This is a genomic window from Mycobacterium sp., assembly GCF_049683935.1.
Taxonomy (GTDB): Bacteria; Actinomycetota; Actinomycetes; order Mycobacteriales; family Mycobacteriaceae; genus Mycobacterium.
Genome location: NZ_JBAUJR010000269.1, coordinates 1 through 13,766, shown reverse-complemented (window position 1 = coordinate 13,766; position 13,766 = coordinate 1). Strand labels below are relative to the sequence as shown.

Below are 13,766 nucleotides of genomic sequence, written 5' to 3'. Positions count from 1 at the left end.
CTTCTGGGACCGCAGCGCTCCGATCGCGTCGACGGGATGATCCAGCGCGGCGGGCTGTGGGCCGTCGTCGGTCAGCGATTCGTCCCGGGGATCTCCGACGCGCTGGCCTCGTACACCTTCGGCGCTTTCGGAGTTCCGTTGTGGCAGATGGCGGTCGGGGCGTTCATCGGGTCGGCGCCACGGGCGTTCGTGTACACCGCGCTGGGGGCGTCGATCGGGGAGTTCTCGGCGCCGCTGGCGTATACCGCGATCGCGGTGTGGTGCCTGACCGCGGGACTGGGCGCGTTCGCGGCGCACCGGGGTTGGCGATCGTGGCGGGCCGGCCGGACCGGGTGAGCCGGCACGCCGCCGGTCGCGGTCAGGACGTGGGGACGAGTTGCGCGACGTCCTTGTGCAGGTGCGCGAGACCTCGGTCCAGCGTCGCCAGTTCGCCGCCGTTGCGGCGGGCAAGTTCCGCGAGGTAGGCGTCGGTCACCTGCCGGTGACCGATGACACCGGCCAGCGGCACCTCAGCGAAAGAGAGGCTGTCAGGCCAGAATTCGTGTCGTTCATGGGCAGCGACTCCGCCGGCGACCGCCTGTGCGGTTGCTGCGGACTGGCCCGCTCTCAGGAGGAACCGGACGAGGCTGCCCTGGGTGATGGGGCACGTGGCGAATGCGGTGTCAGTCGTCGCCAGCCAATCCGACGCAGAGTCGTGGTGCACATGATCGGTGACCACGAGCGCGATGAGGACGTTCGCGTCCAGCAGCACGGTCACTCGTCATCCTCGAGAGACCGCACATCTTCGGAGGTGACGACGCTTCCGACGCTGACGAGCGGCAGACCCGTTCTCGGGTCCTTCGACACTGCCGCCGCCGAACTCCCAGCGACCAGCCCACGCCGAATGAGTTCTGCGACGGTCTCGCTGAGGGTTCGGTGGGTATCGCGCGCGATCGCCTGCGCCAGCCTGTGCAGATCCTCGGGAAGGTCGATCGTGGTGCGCATACCGCAGAATATCATCGCCGCATCATGGTGCAGTGATGCAGAGATCGGCCGCGGTAGAGTGCCGCTCTGCAGACATCAACGCACGGAGCGGGACCCCGATCACACTGACCACACCAACCGCGGCCCACCGAACGCCCGACGACATCGTCCTCACCGACGAATTCCGTCGCGCGCTGACACTGCTGAACGAAGGCCACAACACCTTCCTCACCGGCAAGGCCGGTACCGGCAAGTCGACGCTGATCCGCCGGTTCATGGCCGACACTGATCGCAACGTCGTGGTGGTCGCACCGACCGGGATCGCGGCGCTCAACGTCGACGGGTACACGATCCACCGACTGTTCGGGTTCCGCACCACCACCGGTTTGCACGAGGTGCGCTCCGGCGACTACCGACCGGGCCGCTTCGCCAAGACCCTCGCATCGCTGGACACGCTGATCATCGACGAAGCCTCGATGGTGCGCGCCGATCTGTTCGACATGCTCGCCGCCGCCCTGCAGCAGTTCGGCCCACAGCCGGGGCAGCCGTTCGGTGGAGTGCAGGTCGTCCTCGTCGGTGACCTGTACCAGCTGCCACCGGTCGTCACCGAGAACGAAGCGCACTACTTCTCGACCGCATACGAGACCCCGTACTTCTTCTCCGCCCGCAGTTTCCATCGCGAGGACTTCCCCACCGTCGCGCTGACCACGGTGTTCCGCCAGCTCGGTGACGATCGAATGGCGGCCATTCTCAACGAGATTCGCGAAGGGGTGCTGCTCGGCCACGCCCGCGAGCAGCTCAATGCACGCACCGATCCCGACTTCGTCCCGCCCGAGGACGAGTTCTGGTTGACGCTGGCTCCTACCAACCGGCTGGTCACGGCACGCAATCGCCAGCATCTGGAGAGGCTGTCCGGCGACGAGATGGCGCACCACGCCAGGACTTCCGGCGATCTGGCGTTGTTCGACCCGCCGGTCGAGGAGACGGTCCGCTTCAAGGTCGGCGCCCAGATCATGATGCTCAACAACGACCAGTCCGACCGCTGGGTCAACGGCACGATCGGCCGCGTCGTCGGCGTGGACCACGACCGCCACGGAGCCGTCGTCGTCGTGGAGTTCCCGGACGGCAGCACCGCCGACGTCACCCCGTTCACCTGGGAAGCGACGCGCCCGGTCGTCGACGGCGGCGCGCTCCGCCGCGAGGTGGTGGGCACCTACACGCAGATGCCGTTCAAGCTGGCGTGGGCGATCACGATCCACAAGAGCCAAGGGCAGACGCTGCACCGGTTGGTCGTGGATCTGACCGGTGGCATGTTCTCGTTCGGTCAGCTCTACGTGGCCCTGAGCCGCTGCACCTCGCTGCAGGGTCTGGTCCTCAAACGCCCGGTGCTGCCCAAGGACATGAAGACCGACCGGCGGATCGCCCGGTTCCTGCGCACTGCGGTGCACGACGACCGCGACCGCCGGTACTGTGCGATCGCCCTCCTCACCGTCGGCGACGAGGGACGGTTGTCCCGACCGCGCCCGGTCGAGCTGGCGGTGGCCTTCGACGACGGCACTGCGGTGACCACGTTGGTCAACCCGCAGCGCGATCTGGCCGATGCCCGAAATGCTTACGGCATCAGCGTGTCCGACATTCTGCTCGCCCCCACGCTTCGGGAGGCGTGGGCGGTGATCTCGCCGATGCTGTCGGGCTGCACGCCGGTCGGTGTGGGTATCGACGAGACGATGGGCCTGATCGATTTCGAGTTGAAGCGGCTGGGTCATGTGACGCCGATGCCGATGGGCGTCGACATCCCGCGCCGCGCGGTAGCCGCGGCACGGTCAGCCGTGGACGTCGCGGCGGCGACGATGCAGGCCTTCGCCGAGTTGGGCGTCGCCGACACCGGATCGTCGTCGTTCGACGAAGCCGACTCCTCCGAGATCTCAGGGCTGCTGGTCAGCCGCGACCAGCAGACGCCGACACCGAGTGCCGACCACCTGCCGGCATTGTCGGCGCTGCTGCGGGTGAGTCGATGCGTCGGCCCGGTGCTGATCGGTGAACCGGCGGCACCACTTCACGGTGAGGATGCGGCGGTTCGGCGGTCGGTCGCCGACCAGCTGCGGGCGGCGGCCACCCGGGTGACGCTCACCGACGAGGTCGTGCAGCGGCTGCGTGCGGTGGAGGAGCTGCTCGACGCCGACATCGTCACCGACGACATGCTTCTCCAGCGACACGACATCAACACGATCCTGGTGCCAGGCACGCGCATCTGCTTCACCGGGACCGCGCAGGACATGACCGGCCGGGTGGTGGAACGCGACGAGATGGAGCGCATGGCCATCTCGGCCGGGCTCACACCGGTGAAGACCGTGAGCAAGACCCGCTGCGACGTGCTGGTGACGGCCGAGGAGGGAACCCAGTCGGGCAAGGCACGCAAGGCCCGGGAGTACAGCAAGCCGGTGGTGTGCGCCGACGAGTTCTTCGCCTGGCTCGCCGCGCGGTGACGCACCGTCCCCGCGGAACAGCGTTCCCGGCTGCGATCGCGGCCCCAACCACAGCCGTGGCTTCACGCTCGGCGCAGAATGGGGAGCGTGCCGTCCCCCGCGTTCGCCTCGGACAACGCCGCCCCGGCGCACCCCAAAGCTCTGGAAGCCCTGCACCGGGCCAACGACGGGTCCGCTCCGGCCTACGGCGCCGACGCCGTCACCCAACAGGCAGCCGACGCGCTCCGGGATGCCTTCGACTCGCCCGGGGCTGAGGTGCTGTTCCCGTTCACCGGCACGGCGGCCAACATCATCGCGCTCGCATCCGCGGTGCAGCCGTGGCAGGAGATCCTCTGCAGCGACGTCGCCCACGTGCTGCTCGACGAGGCCGGCGGACCCGTCCGGCTCTCCGGCGCCCAGCTGACCCGGTTGCCCAGCGATGATGGCCTGATCAGCCCCGACGTACTCGACCGGCGGGTCGCCCGCCGTGGCGCGGTCCATCATTCGCAGCCCCGCATCGTCACGATCACCCAGTCCACCGAGAACGGTCGCGTCTGGACCGCACAGGCCATCGCGGAGTTCGTCGACCGCGCACATGCCCTCGACCTGCTGGTCCACGTCGACGGCTCACGCATCGCCAATGCCATTGCCGCGCTCGGTGTCTCACCTGTCGAGGCGATCGGCGACGCGGACATCGTCACCGTCGGTGGAACCAAGAACGGCATGCTCTTCGGCGACGCCCTGCTGGTCCGCCACCCCGAACAGTTCAGCGGAATCCATTTTGTGCAGAAGCAGATCGGTCACCTGGCCAGCAAGCACCGCTTCGTCGCCGCACAGTTCCTCGGCATGCTGGAGGACGGTCTCTGGCTGCAGACCGCGGCCCACGCCAACGCGATGGCGCGCAGCCTCAGCAGCGGGATGACGGACCTCGGACTCCACCTGTCCTCTCCGGTGGAGGCCAACGAGGTGTTCGTGAAACTCGATGCCGACGTCCACCGCGCGCTCGCCCGGGACTACCTGGTGCACCAGCCCGACGCCGCCGAGCCGGTCGTGCGGTTCGTGTGTTCCTGGTCGACCGACGACGGTGACGTCGACGCGGTGCTGGCAGCGCTGCGCGGGCTGCTGTAGATGACCGGGCAGCTGTTCAGTCGCGGCTTTTGCGTTCCCGCTTGATGCGATAGAGCTCGTCGTCGGCAGAAGCCATCAGCTGAGCGAAGCCCTCCGCGTCGACCGGTCGGCCGACCGCGGTCCCCGCACTGACCCGGACCGGGCCTGCGCCGGCGAGATCGCGGGCCAGTTGACGGGCCCGCTGCTCATCGAATCCGCTTAGCACGACCACGAACTCGTCGCCGCCGAGCCGGCCGATGAGCGCGGACGGGGGCAGCCGTGAGGTCCAGGCCCGCGCGAGTTGGGCCAGGGCACGGTCACCCGCCGCGTGCCCGTCGTGATCGTTGACGGCCTTGAAATCGTCGACGTCGAGGACGATGACCCCCACCGGTTCCGCTCGCCGCTGCGCGCGGGCGATCAGGTCGGCGGCGTGGCGTTCGACGCCGGCACGATTCCACGCAGAGGTCAGCGGGTCACGCAGCGCGGCATCGAAGAGTGTGGCGTGCAGCACGCCGATGATCTCCGCGGCGGCGATGATGCACACCGCGAACATGAAGTACCACGGCCACGGCGCCGGAGCAGGTGCCACCGCCAGCGCCGCCGCACTGGCCGCCGAAAGCAGCACGGCCACTGCGCGCGCAGGTGCTGGGCGGTGCCACACCCTGAGGTAGATGGCGGCGAACATCAGCGGGATCAGCGCCCACACCTGGGCGACGATGAGGTCGTGGTGGATCATCGGCACGATCGGTGCCACGCACAGACACGACACCGCCACCAGGTAGCGCCAGCGACGCAGCGGGGTGGGAAGGGCGAATGCCAGGCCGACCGCGCACAGGAGCACCGCCAGCATCTCGCCGCGGGTGGCAGACCACTGCGCGGTGGTGAACACCGCCGACGTGTACAGCACCAGCAGCACCCCGAGGAATGCCAGCAGCATTCGACGCTGCAGTGCGGCGGCGAACGTCATGACCTGCCTTCCCCTCGGGTTCGCACCCATCCTCGCAGCAACCGCAGCTGGTTTCGTGAATATGGCTGTTGGCAAAGGTATTCGCATCCTCTCGTTCCCCTTGGCGGGAATCTGAGGACCTTTGCCGGCAGTGCGCGCTCTCGCCGCGTGCCTATGGTGGATGGGGACACCCAACACAAAGGAGTGACCGGTGACGCGCTACCACCTGCCCGACACGTCCGACCTGACCCGGCTCGGCGAACCCCACGAACACGCCATCACGATCTACGCAGAGACCTCGCCGGCTCCCGACCAGCGTGAGGCCAGCCTGCTGAACGCCAAGAGCGCCGTCGACCGCGCTCTGCGCGCGATCCGGGAGCGTGGCGCGAAGAACGCCGTCGAGCAGAAGCTGCGCGAGCGATGGACCGAGATCGCCGAATCCGACCTGTGGCTGCGGCTGTCGCGGTCGCTGGCGATCTTCATCGCCGACGACGTCCACGAGGTGTATGTGCTGCCCAACGCGCTGCAGAACCAGTCGCAGGTGGGCGCCTACTTCGACATCGGCCAACTGGTCCGCGCGGTGACCACGCCGCAGGAGGCCTACGCGCTGACGCTGTCGGCCAACGGGTGGAATCTGTGGCGGGCTACGGCCACCACCCGCGCCGAGGAGTTGCCGTTGATCGGCGAGTACCCCGCGGATGCGGCCGAGGCGACCAACCGCGCGACGATCCGCGACCGCGACCATGTCCGCAGGCTGGTAGGCGACGAGGGCAAGAAAGCGCTGCTGGACGTCTACGCCAAGCGGGTCTCCGAAGCGGTGGAATCCGAACTGGGACATGTGGATCCGTCGGCGAGCCGACCGCTCTTCCTGTTCGCGACGGATCCGTTGCTGGAGCTGTACCGCGCCCGGGACCACAAACGCGAGATCGTCGCCATCCCCGGCGGGCCGGACACGCTGCGGCCCGACCAGATCGACGACGCGATCCGCGGGTCGCTGTCGTCGCTCAACGCCGAACGCACCAATGCGCGGGTCGACGACATCGGCGACGGGGTCGCCCGTGGTCTGGTGGCCACCGACATCGCCGACATCGGCAAGGCCGCGATGGCCGGTGCGGTGTCCACACTGGTCTATGACTTCACCGTCGAGATCCTCGGGCGACTCAACGACGCCACCGGGGTGGTGACCTATGACGAGGACGGTTACGACCTGCTCTCGCGGATCGCGGTCGCGGTGCTCCACAGGGGCGGCGAGGTCATCGCGGTGCGACCCGAAGAGATCACCGCGGATATCTGGACAGGGACGGCGGTGGCCGGGCTGCGGTTTGCGCTGTCCTGACCCCGCCTGACGATGATTCCGGAGCGTGTCTACGGTCAGTACCGGGATGACCGTCGAATACGTTCTTGACAAGGCGATCGCCGACGGCCAGGTGCCTGGCGCGATAGCGGCGGTGACGACACCCGGCCGTGCTCCGGTGATCTACGTCGGCGGTGACGACGGGATGGCCGTGCCACTGCGGCGCGACACCATCATGCGTATTGCGTCGATCTCCAAGCCGATCGTCGCCGCGGCCGCGCTGAGCATGCTGGATTCCGGTGAGCTGGCCCTGCGTGATCCGATCATCCGTTGGCTGCCCGAGCTCGCGGATCGTCCGGTGCTGCGGGCCGACGACGCCGAGCTCAGCGACACCGTGCCCGCGGGACGCGAGGTCACCGTCGAGGATGTGCTGACGTTGCGCTGCGGCGACGGGATGCTACCCCGGTTTCCGATGGATGCACCGATTCAGCGGGCGTACGCCGACGCCCGCCTGGGCAGCGACGGTCCTCCCGGCCGGTACGCGATACCGCCGCCCGAGGAATGGCTCCGCCGTCTCGCGGCACTGCCGCTGATCGCCCAGCCGGGAGCGCGCTGGCTCTATCAGACGTCGGCCGATCTGCTCGGGGTGTTGCTGGCCCGGGTCGCCGGCCAACCGCTGCCCCACGTCCTCAGCGACCGGGTGTACGCGCCGGCAGGCATGGCGGACACGGAATTCCACGTGCCGGCCGACAAGCTGGCGCGATTTGTGCCGCAGTTGTCAATGACCGAGGGCGGGTTCGAGGTGTTCGACCCGGTGCACGGTATGTGGTCGTCCCCGCCCGACTTCCCCTCGGGCTCCTCGGGTTTGGTGTCGACGATCGACGACCTCATCGGGTTCACCGACGCGCTGCGGGACGGCCGACTGATCTCTGTCGAATCGCTTGCGGCGATGACGAGCGATCATCTGAGCCCTGAGCAACGCGCCGACGCCGAGGTCTTCCTCAACGGAGCGGGCTGGGGTTACGGCCAGTGCGTCGAGCCCGACGGTCGCTACGGCTGGGACGGCGGCCTGGGCACCGGTTGGCGGACCGATCCCCGCACCGGGGTGACCGATCTACTTCTGACGCAGGTGTTGTGGGACGGCCCGGAAGGACCCGCGGTTCTCGAGAGGTTCCGGCAATCGGCGCACTAACCGCCCAGCGCCTCCCCCGCTGGTCCGAGGTCGAGAAACACCGTCTCCCCATTCGCGTCATCGAGCCCGTCGTTGTCGGTGACGACGTACAGGTTCTGATTGCCGGCGATCGCGAAGCCCTCGACCTTCTCCTGCACAAATCCGTTGGTCGCCTGCAGGTCGGGTAACAGATTGCGCGCCAACGTCTTCGGCAGCACCTGTGGCGCGTCGGCGGCCGATGTCACTCCGGCTTCCGTCGGCATCGCCACCCGGTAGATCGCCTTCACCTGCGCGTCGGGGCCGTTGAGCTTGTCGCGTTCGAGCACCAGTAGGGCGCCGCCGTGCACCGCGATCTCGGACAGTCCGATCCAGTCGTCGTCGACGTCGGTGGTGTCCAGCTGGTAGCCGAACCATTCCCACGTTCCGCCGTCAGGGGTGTAGCGCCCGATGCGGACCACACCCGCCGGGTCGGTCTGCAACTCGCGCTGCAGTGCCACCCACACCGTGTCCCCGTCGACCGCGACACCCTCCAGGCCTTGGCTTCCCAGTTCGCCGGCGATGTCGGCGGGCAGCAGAACCCGGTCTTCGACGCTGCCGTCGGCGGCGACGTACACCAGTTCGTTGCCGGGCCCCTCTTCGCCCTCCACCGCCAACACGAGTCCGCCGTCCGGTCGTGCCGACACACCCTCGACGTCGAGAGTGACGTGCTCACCGTTTTCGGTGATCGGCAGTTCGCTGTCGATCAGCGCCGGGGTCTGTGAGACGTCGACGCCCAGGACCCGCGCCGGACCGTAGGCATTGTCGGTGGCGGTGTACAACCGGTTCTCGTCGGCGGGGTCGGCGGTCAACGCACCCAGCGCGCCCCAACCGAGCGGCACGCCGTCGATGTCGCCGGAGACGATCGACGGGAACGGCGTCGGCCCCGCAAACTGATCACCGAATCCGTAGACGTTGACCGAGGCACGCACCCGAGCCTCGGCGTCGTCGGCCTCCGACGAGATGACCAGCAGCTCGCGCTGCGGGATCGGCAGGATGCCCTCGGGTCCCGGCGTGGTCGGCATCAGCTGACGGAATCGCGGCGACGTGACGTCGCTGACGTCGTAGGCCGCGACGAAGTTGCTGCGCTCCGATGCCACCAACGCTGTTGGGCGGCCACCGATCTCGGTGATCGCCAACCCTTCCGGTTCCGGCCCCTTCGATTCCGCCCGGCTCTCGATATGCAGACCGGTGCGCACGGCGAGCTGTTCGAACGAGTTGCCGGCATCCCAGACCACCTCACCGGTGTTGGCGTCGAAAATGCTCCAGCCGCGAGTGCCGCCCTTCCAGTCGCCCTCGTTGGCGGTGGCCACGTGGTCGTCACCGATCCAGCCGAGCGCGTCGGGCTCCCTCGGCGTCTCAGGGATCGAGCCGGTCTGGTCGATCGCGCCGTCCTCGGCGGTGTCGATGCCGTCGACCGATTGTGTTCCGGCGCTGAAGATCCGAGCGACCTCGCCGGTGCGGCCGTCGAGCACGGCGATCCCGTTGTTCTCCTGCAGCGTCACCGCGACCTGGCCGCGGGAGTTGATGCTGACGTACTCCGGTTCGAGGTCTTCGGGCGTGTCCAAACCGGCCGCGCGCGCCGCCTCCACGTCGAAGTCGGCCCTGCGGGCCGTCCAGGCGGTCGGCGCACCGGCAAGATCGATGAACTGCATGAAACCCGTGGGCGGTTGCGGAAGGTCACCCTCCTCGACACCGGGCGGAGTGAACTCCTCGTCGCGCTGATTCTCCATCGCGATCGCGGCGAACGACCCGTCCGGGCTGATCGCGATCGAGTCCGGTTGGCCACCCAGGTCGATGCTGTGCACCGGGGTGCGATCGGCGACCCGCACGACGTCGACGCGTCCCGACGGGTTGGCGAAATCACCGCCGGTGGTGTCGACGACGACCAACACGAATTCGCCGACGGCGGCCACCGAGGTGGGCTGGTCGTCGGCGTTGCCGAGATCGGCCAGCGAAAGCGTGCCCAGACCAACGGGTTCGGCAGGATTGCGGAGGTCGAGGAATCCGATCCGCTTGCCGGCGGCGTCGGTGTAGATGACGGTGTTGCCGTCCGGAGTGACGGTGGAGATCTCGGCGACGGTCTCTGCCTCGACAGGGGCGTCGGTAGGTCTGTTCAGATACACCGGGTAGGTGGCCGTGCGGTGGAAGCGCTCAGCGGCGGGCAGGTTCCAGTCGATCGGCGACGTGGCTCGCGGGGTGTCCGGGGTGGGCTCTCCGGGGGCGTCGTCCTGCGTGTCGGTGGCGCACCCGGCCGCCACCAGTGCCACCACGGTCGCCGCTGCCGCTGCCCGACCCAGATTCGAGGTCTTCACCCGTCACCCTCTTCAGTTGTGCCGTTGAGTCGAGTGAGCTTGTCGCGGGCAGGTGAGCTGATAGGGATCGGCCGGTGAACGCCCGGCAACGGGTTGGTGGCCGGGAGCCGGCCCAACCCGACACCGACGATGTCCCACCGGTGGCCTATCTTGGACCGTCCGAACCGCACACACAGACGAGGAGCCGAGGTGGACGCCGACGACACCGTACTGTCGGCCCCCGAGCTGCTCGAACTCAACCGCGACGTGCAGGGATCCCGCGCGATGCGGCTGCTCGCGACCGTCAACCTGGGGCTGTACGCGACGTTGATGGAACGCCACCTCAGCGGCGGCGTGGTCCCCGAGACCGAGCTGGTGGTGCAGCTGGAGCGTGACCTCGACGAGCTGGACCATCCCGACGGGCAGTCCGGGCTGGCGCTGATCAAGTCGTGGGCAAGCCAGGGCTGGCTGCACCGCATTGTCGACGAGCGCCGCGATCAGAACGTCTGCTATCTCACCCAGGACGCCCGACGGGCGCTGGACTTCGTCCGTGGCATGCGGCGCAACGACACCATCGCCACCGGCGGCTCGATCAACGGCATCGCCTCCCGCCTCAAGCAGGTCGCGGTCCGCGTCGGCACCGATCCCGCCCGCATCCGCAAGAGCATCGAGGCCGAGATCGCGACGCTGCAGGCCGAACTCGACGAACTGGACGCCGGCGATCGCCCGAACCCGGATCTCACCGACTCCTACGACGAGGCCCGCGCCATCGCCCTGCAGATGGAGCGGCTGATCACCGACATCGGCCAGTACGGCACGATGATCGAGCAGGCCACCGCGGCGCTGGACGAGCCGATCGACAGCAACGTCGAGTACCGCGACCGGCAGCGCCAGATGTACACCGACTACCAGGCGGCCTGGGATTCTCAGGGCCGCGACAGCCACCGCGCGTTCCTACGGATGATCAACGACCCCGACCAGCGCGCCGAGTTCGAGGCCGACGTCGCCGCCGTCGCCGAGGCGCTGCCGCTGCTGGACCCTGCGCTGCGCAGGGTGATGGCCGGGTTCTTCGAACTGGTCGGTCACCAGATCGACGAGGTCGAACGGATCCAGCAGCGCTGCGCTCAGCGGGTCAAGCGGTTCACCGCGTTCGGCACGCTCGAGCAGAGCCGGGGCGTGGCCCGTCAACTCAACGAGGCGATCGGCTCGGCGCGTGCCCTGCTGAAGACCTCACTGATCGACTCGCGCCTGGACATCGACGTGCCGCTGGCCCGGCACGCGATCAGCTCCGTCGGCGCGCTCAGCTTCAAGATCGGCGATCTGTCGAATCCCAAGCCCGCCAGGGCCGCCGAGGGCGAGGTGGATCTGGCCGGCTTCGCGGCGCTGACGACTCAGGTCGACGCACCCGCGATGTCGGAGATGATCAACGCCGCAGTGAGCGCCGGGCCGGTGTCGCTGCCCCAGGTGGTCGGCATGCTGGAATCCGCGTATCTCGGGCATGTCATCGTGCTGTGGTCCTGGGCGCTCAAACAGCCCGACGCATCACCTTCGGCGGCGTCGCGCACCGTGCGGTTCCGCTCGCTGGACGGCCCCGACCGCGAAATCGCCGTGCCCGAACTGATGTTCACCGAACCGATCACCACCCTGGCGGGAGCCTCGTGACGTCACCGTCTGCCGAGCGGGAAGCCGACTTCGCCGCATTCTCCGATCTGCCCCAGGTCGACCAGAGCGCCCGCCCACCTCATCAGCGTCGGCCGCGCTTCGACGGTGACGTCTCCGAGTTGCCCGACCGCGCGTGCTGGGCGCTGCAGCACCTGCTGACCCGCCGTTACATCAGTGCCGAGACCGATGCCGACGTCTACCGCTGGGTGCTGGAGTACCGCGATCAGCTGAGCGTGCGGTTGTCCGAACTGGACCTGTTGCTGCGAGTGGTGGATGGTACCGACGTCGCGTTCGTGGAGCAGGCCCGCTACGAATCCGCCAAGGGCATCAAGCTGTTACGCCGTGAACCGCTGGGCACCTACGACTCGATCCTGGCACTGCACCTGGCGCAGATGATGCGCGCTGCCGGCGGGCAGAGCGTGCTGATCAGTCGCGAGGAGATGCACGGACTGTTCTCCGGGGTGCTCAACGACACCGACCGCGACGCGGTCACGTTCACCGCGCGCGTCGACGCCGCGATCGCCCGGCTGACCGGCCTGGAGATCCTGCGCCGCAGCCGCGACGACGAGGACAGCTACACCATCAGCCCGGTGATCACCGCGATCATGACCGCTTCGGTGATCACCGAGCTGCAGCAGCAGTTCGAGCAGCTGCAACGCGGCGGCGCCCCGGCCGAGGAGATCTCACTTGACTGAGCAGTTCCACCTGTCGCGGCTGCAGGTCGTCAATTGGGGGGTGTTCGACGGGTACCACTCGATCCCCTTCAGCGTCGGCGGCGCGCTGATCGCCGGCGCCTCGGGCAGCGGCAAATCCTCACTGCTGGACGCTATTTCACTGGGCTTCCTGCCGTTCAACCGACGCAACTTCAACGCCTCCGGCGACAACACCGCCGCCGGGTCGAGCGCGGGCCGACGCACCGTAGACAAGTACGTGCGCGGCGCGTGGGGGCAGCGCAGCGACGGCGGCACCAGTCGGGTGATGTACCTGCGTGGCGAGGGCACCGCGTGGTCGGCGGTCGCGGTCACCTACGCCGGCGACTCCGGGCGCTCGGTCACCGGCCTGGTGCTCAAATGGCTCACCGGCGAATCCCGATCGGACTCGTCGAGCCGGTTTGTCCTCGGTGACGGCGACCTCGACATCGAGGACGTCTGCAACCGCTGGGCCGCAGGGCGTTTCGACACCGGGGTGTTCAAGGACGACCGGGGCGAGCGAAGCGACGGGAAAAGCCTGGGTTGGCGGTTCACCACCAAGGTGGAGTCGCAGTATCTGGCCCAGCTGTACGCGACCATCGGCATCCGCGCCTCCGACGCGGCCCAGCAGCTGCTCGGCAAGGCGAAGTCGCTGAAAAGCGTTGGCGGACTGGAACAATTCGTACGGGAGTTCATGCTCGACGAGCCCGCCAGCCTCGCCCGGCTCCCCGAAGCGCTCAAGCAGATCGACCCTCTGGTGGAGGCCCGCGAGCTGCTGGCCGTCGCTCAGCGCAAACGCGAGATACTCGGCGACATCGAGACGATCCAGCACCGCTACGCCTCGGAGTCCTCGGATCTGGGCATCATCGACCTGGTCGACGCCCCGATGGTGCGCGCGTTCACCGATCACGTCCGGCTGGCGCAGTGCCCTTCGCAGATCGCGCAGCTCGACACCACGATCGACCAGCTCGACAACGAGTACGAGGACGTCACCCGGTCGCTGAATCTGGCCAAGGCCGAGGCGGATTCGCTCAACGCCCAGATCAGCGGCACCAGTACCAGCATCGGCCCGCTGCAGTCGCAGGTCACCGCTGCCGAGACCGAGGCCGAGCAGGTGTCGCGACGCCGCGCCGGCTACG

Annotated in this window: 12 protein-coding genes; 8 read left to right on the top strand and 4 right to left on the bottom strand. The window is 68.3% G+C overall.

All coding sequences use genetic code 11. The features are described 5' to 3' along the window. Window positions 1-336, top strand: a 336-nt coding sequence (locus WA965_RS15780; protein ID WP_526447767.1) for a TVP38/TMEM64 family protein, incomplete at its 5' end; no start/stop codon positions are given. A 22-nt stretch (window positions 337-358) separates the two neighbouring features. Here the strand turns inward: WA965_RS15780 and WA965_RS15775 are convergent. Then, window positions 359-757 (bottom strand): TA system VapC family ribonuclease toxin, encoded by a 399-nt coding sequence (locus WA965_RS15775; protein WP_526294439.1) that lies wholly within the window; start codon window positions 755-757, stop codon window positions 359-361. Next, window positions 754-984 carry an antitoxin gene (locus tag WA965_RS15770; RefSeq protein WP_526294438.1) on the bottom strand — a complete coding sequence of 77 codons (231 nt, stop codon included), beginning with the start codon at window positions 982-984 and terminating at the stop codon, window positions 754-756. Before WA965_RS15770 ends, WA965_RS15775 begins: the two co-directional genes overlap by 4 nt. Before the next feature lie 35 nt (window positions 985-1,019). On the opposite strand from WA965_RS15770, the gene WA965_RS15765 reads away from it, so the two are divergent. Both WA965_RS15765 and WA965_RS15760 read left to right on the top strand, forming a co-directional pair. After that, a complete protein-coding gene (locus tag WA965_RS15765; protein WP_526294437.1) occupies window positions 1,020-3,449 on the top strand; it encodes an AAA family ATPase in 2,430 nt (809 codons plus the stop codon). A 78-nt stretch (window positions 3,450-3,527) separates the two neighbouring features. Next, window positions 3,528-4,556, top strand: coding sequence for a threonine aldolase family protein (locus tag WA965_RS15760; RefSeq protein WP_526294436.1), 1,029 nt, complete (start codon window positions 3,528-3,530; stop codon window positions 4,554-4,556). A 16-nt stretch (window positions 4,557-4,572) separates the two neighbouring features. Here WA965_RS15760 and WA965_RS15755 read toward each other — a convergent pair whose 3' ends face one another. Continuing rightward, window positions 4,573-5,502, bottom strand: a complete 930-nt coding sequence (locus WA965_RS15755; protein ID WP_526294435.1) for a GGDEF domain-containing protein — start codon at window positions 5,500-5,502, stop codon at window positions 4,573-4,575. A 190-nt stretch (window positions 5,503-5,692) separates the two neighbouring features. On the opposite strand from WA965_RS15755, the gene WA965_RS15750 reads away from it, so the two are divergent. Together WA965_RS15750 and WA965_RS15745 are read left to right on the top strand one after the other, a co-directional pair. Then, the gene (locus WA965_RS15750; protein ID WP_526294434.1) at window positions 5,693-6,817 is read left to right on the top strand and encodes a baeRF11 domain-containing protein; all 1,125 of its coding nucleotides are present in this window, start codon (window positions 5,693-5,695) and stop codon (window positions 6,815-6,817) included. A gap of 46 nt (window positions 6,818-6,863) precedes the next feature. Next, a complete protein-coding gene (locus WA965_RS15745) occupies window positions 6,864-7,967 on the top strand; it encodes a serine hydrolase domain-containing protein (RefSeq protein WP_526294433.1) in 1,104 nt (367 codons plus the stop codon). On the opposite strand, the gene WA965_RS15740 is transcribed toward WA965_RS15745, so the two are convergent. Then, complete coding sequence (locus WA965_RS15740; RefSeq protein ID WP_526294432.1) at window positions 7,964-10,297, bottom strand: esterase-like activity of phytase family protein; 2,334 nt, start codon at window positions 10,295-10,297, stop codon at window positions 7,964-7,966. The two genes, WA965_RS15745 and WA965_RS15740, sit on opposite strands and share 4 nt — an antisense overlap. Window positions 10,298-10,486: 189 nt before the next feature. On the opposite strand from WA965_RS15740, the gene WA965_RS15735 reads away from it, so the two are divergent. The 3 genes from WA965_RS15735 to WA965_RS15725 form a co-directional block, all read left to right on the top strand. Next, window positions 10,487-11,938, top strand: a complete 1,452-nt coding sequence (locus WA965_RS15735; RefSeq protein WP_526294431.1) for a DUF3375 family protein — start codon at window positions 10,487-10,489, stop codon at window positions 11,936-11,938. Beyond that, the gene (locus WA965_RS15730; protein ID WP_526294430.1) at window positions 11,935-12,633 is read left to right on the top strand and encodes a DUF4194 domain-containing protein; all 699 of its coding nucleotides are present in this window, start codon (window positions 11,935-11,937) and stop codon (window positions 12,631-12,633) included. The genes WA965_RS15735 and WA965_RS15730 overlap by 4 nt, the downstream gene beginning before the upstream one ends. Beyond that, window positions 12,626-13,766 (top strand): ATP-binding protein (locus tag WA965_RS15725; RefSeq protein WP_526447765.1); only part of this gene is annotated, 1,141 nt, incomplete at its 3' end. The genes WA965_RS15730 and WA965_RS15725, both read left to right, overlap by 8 nt.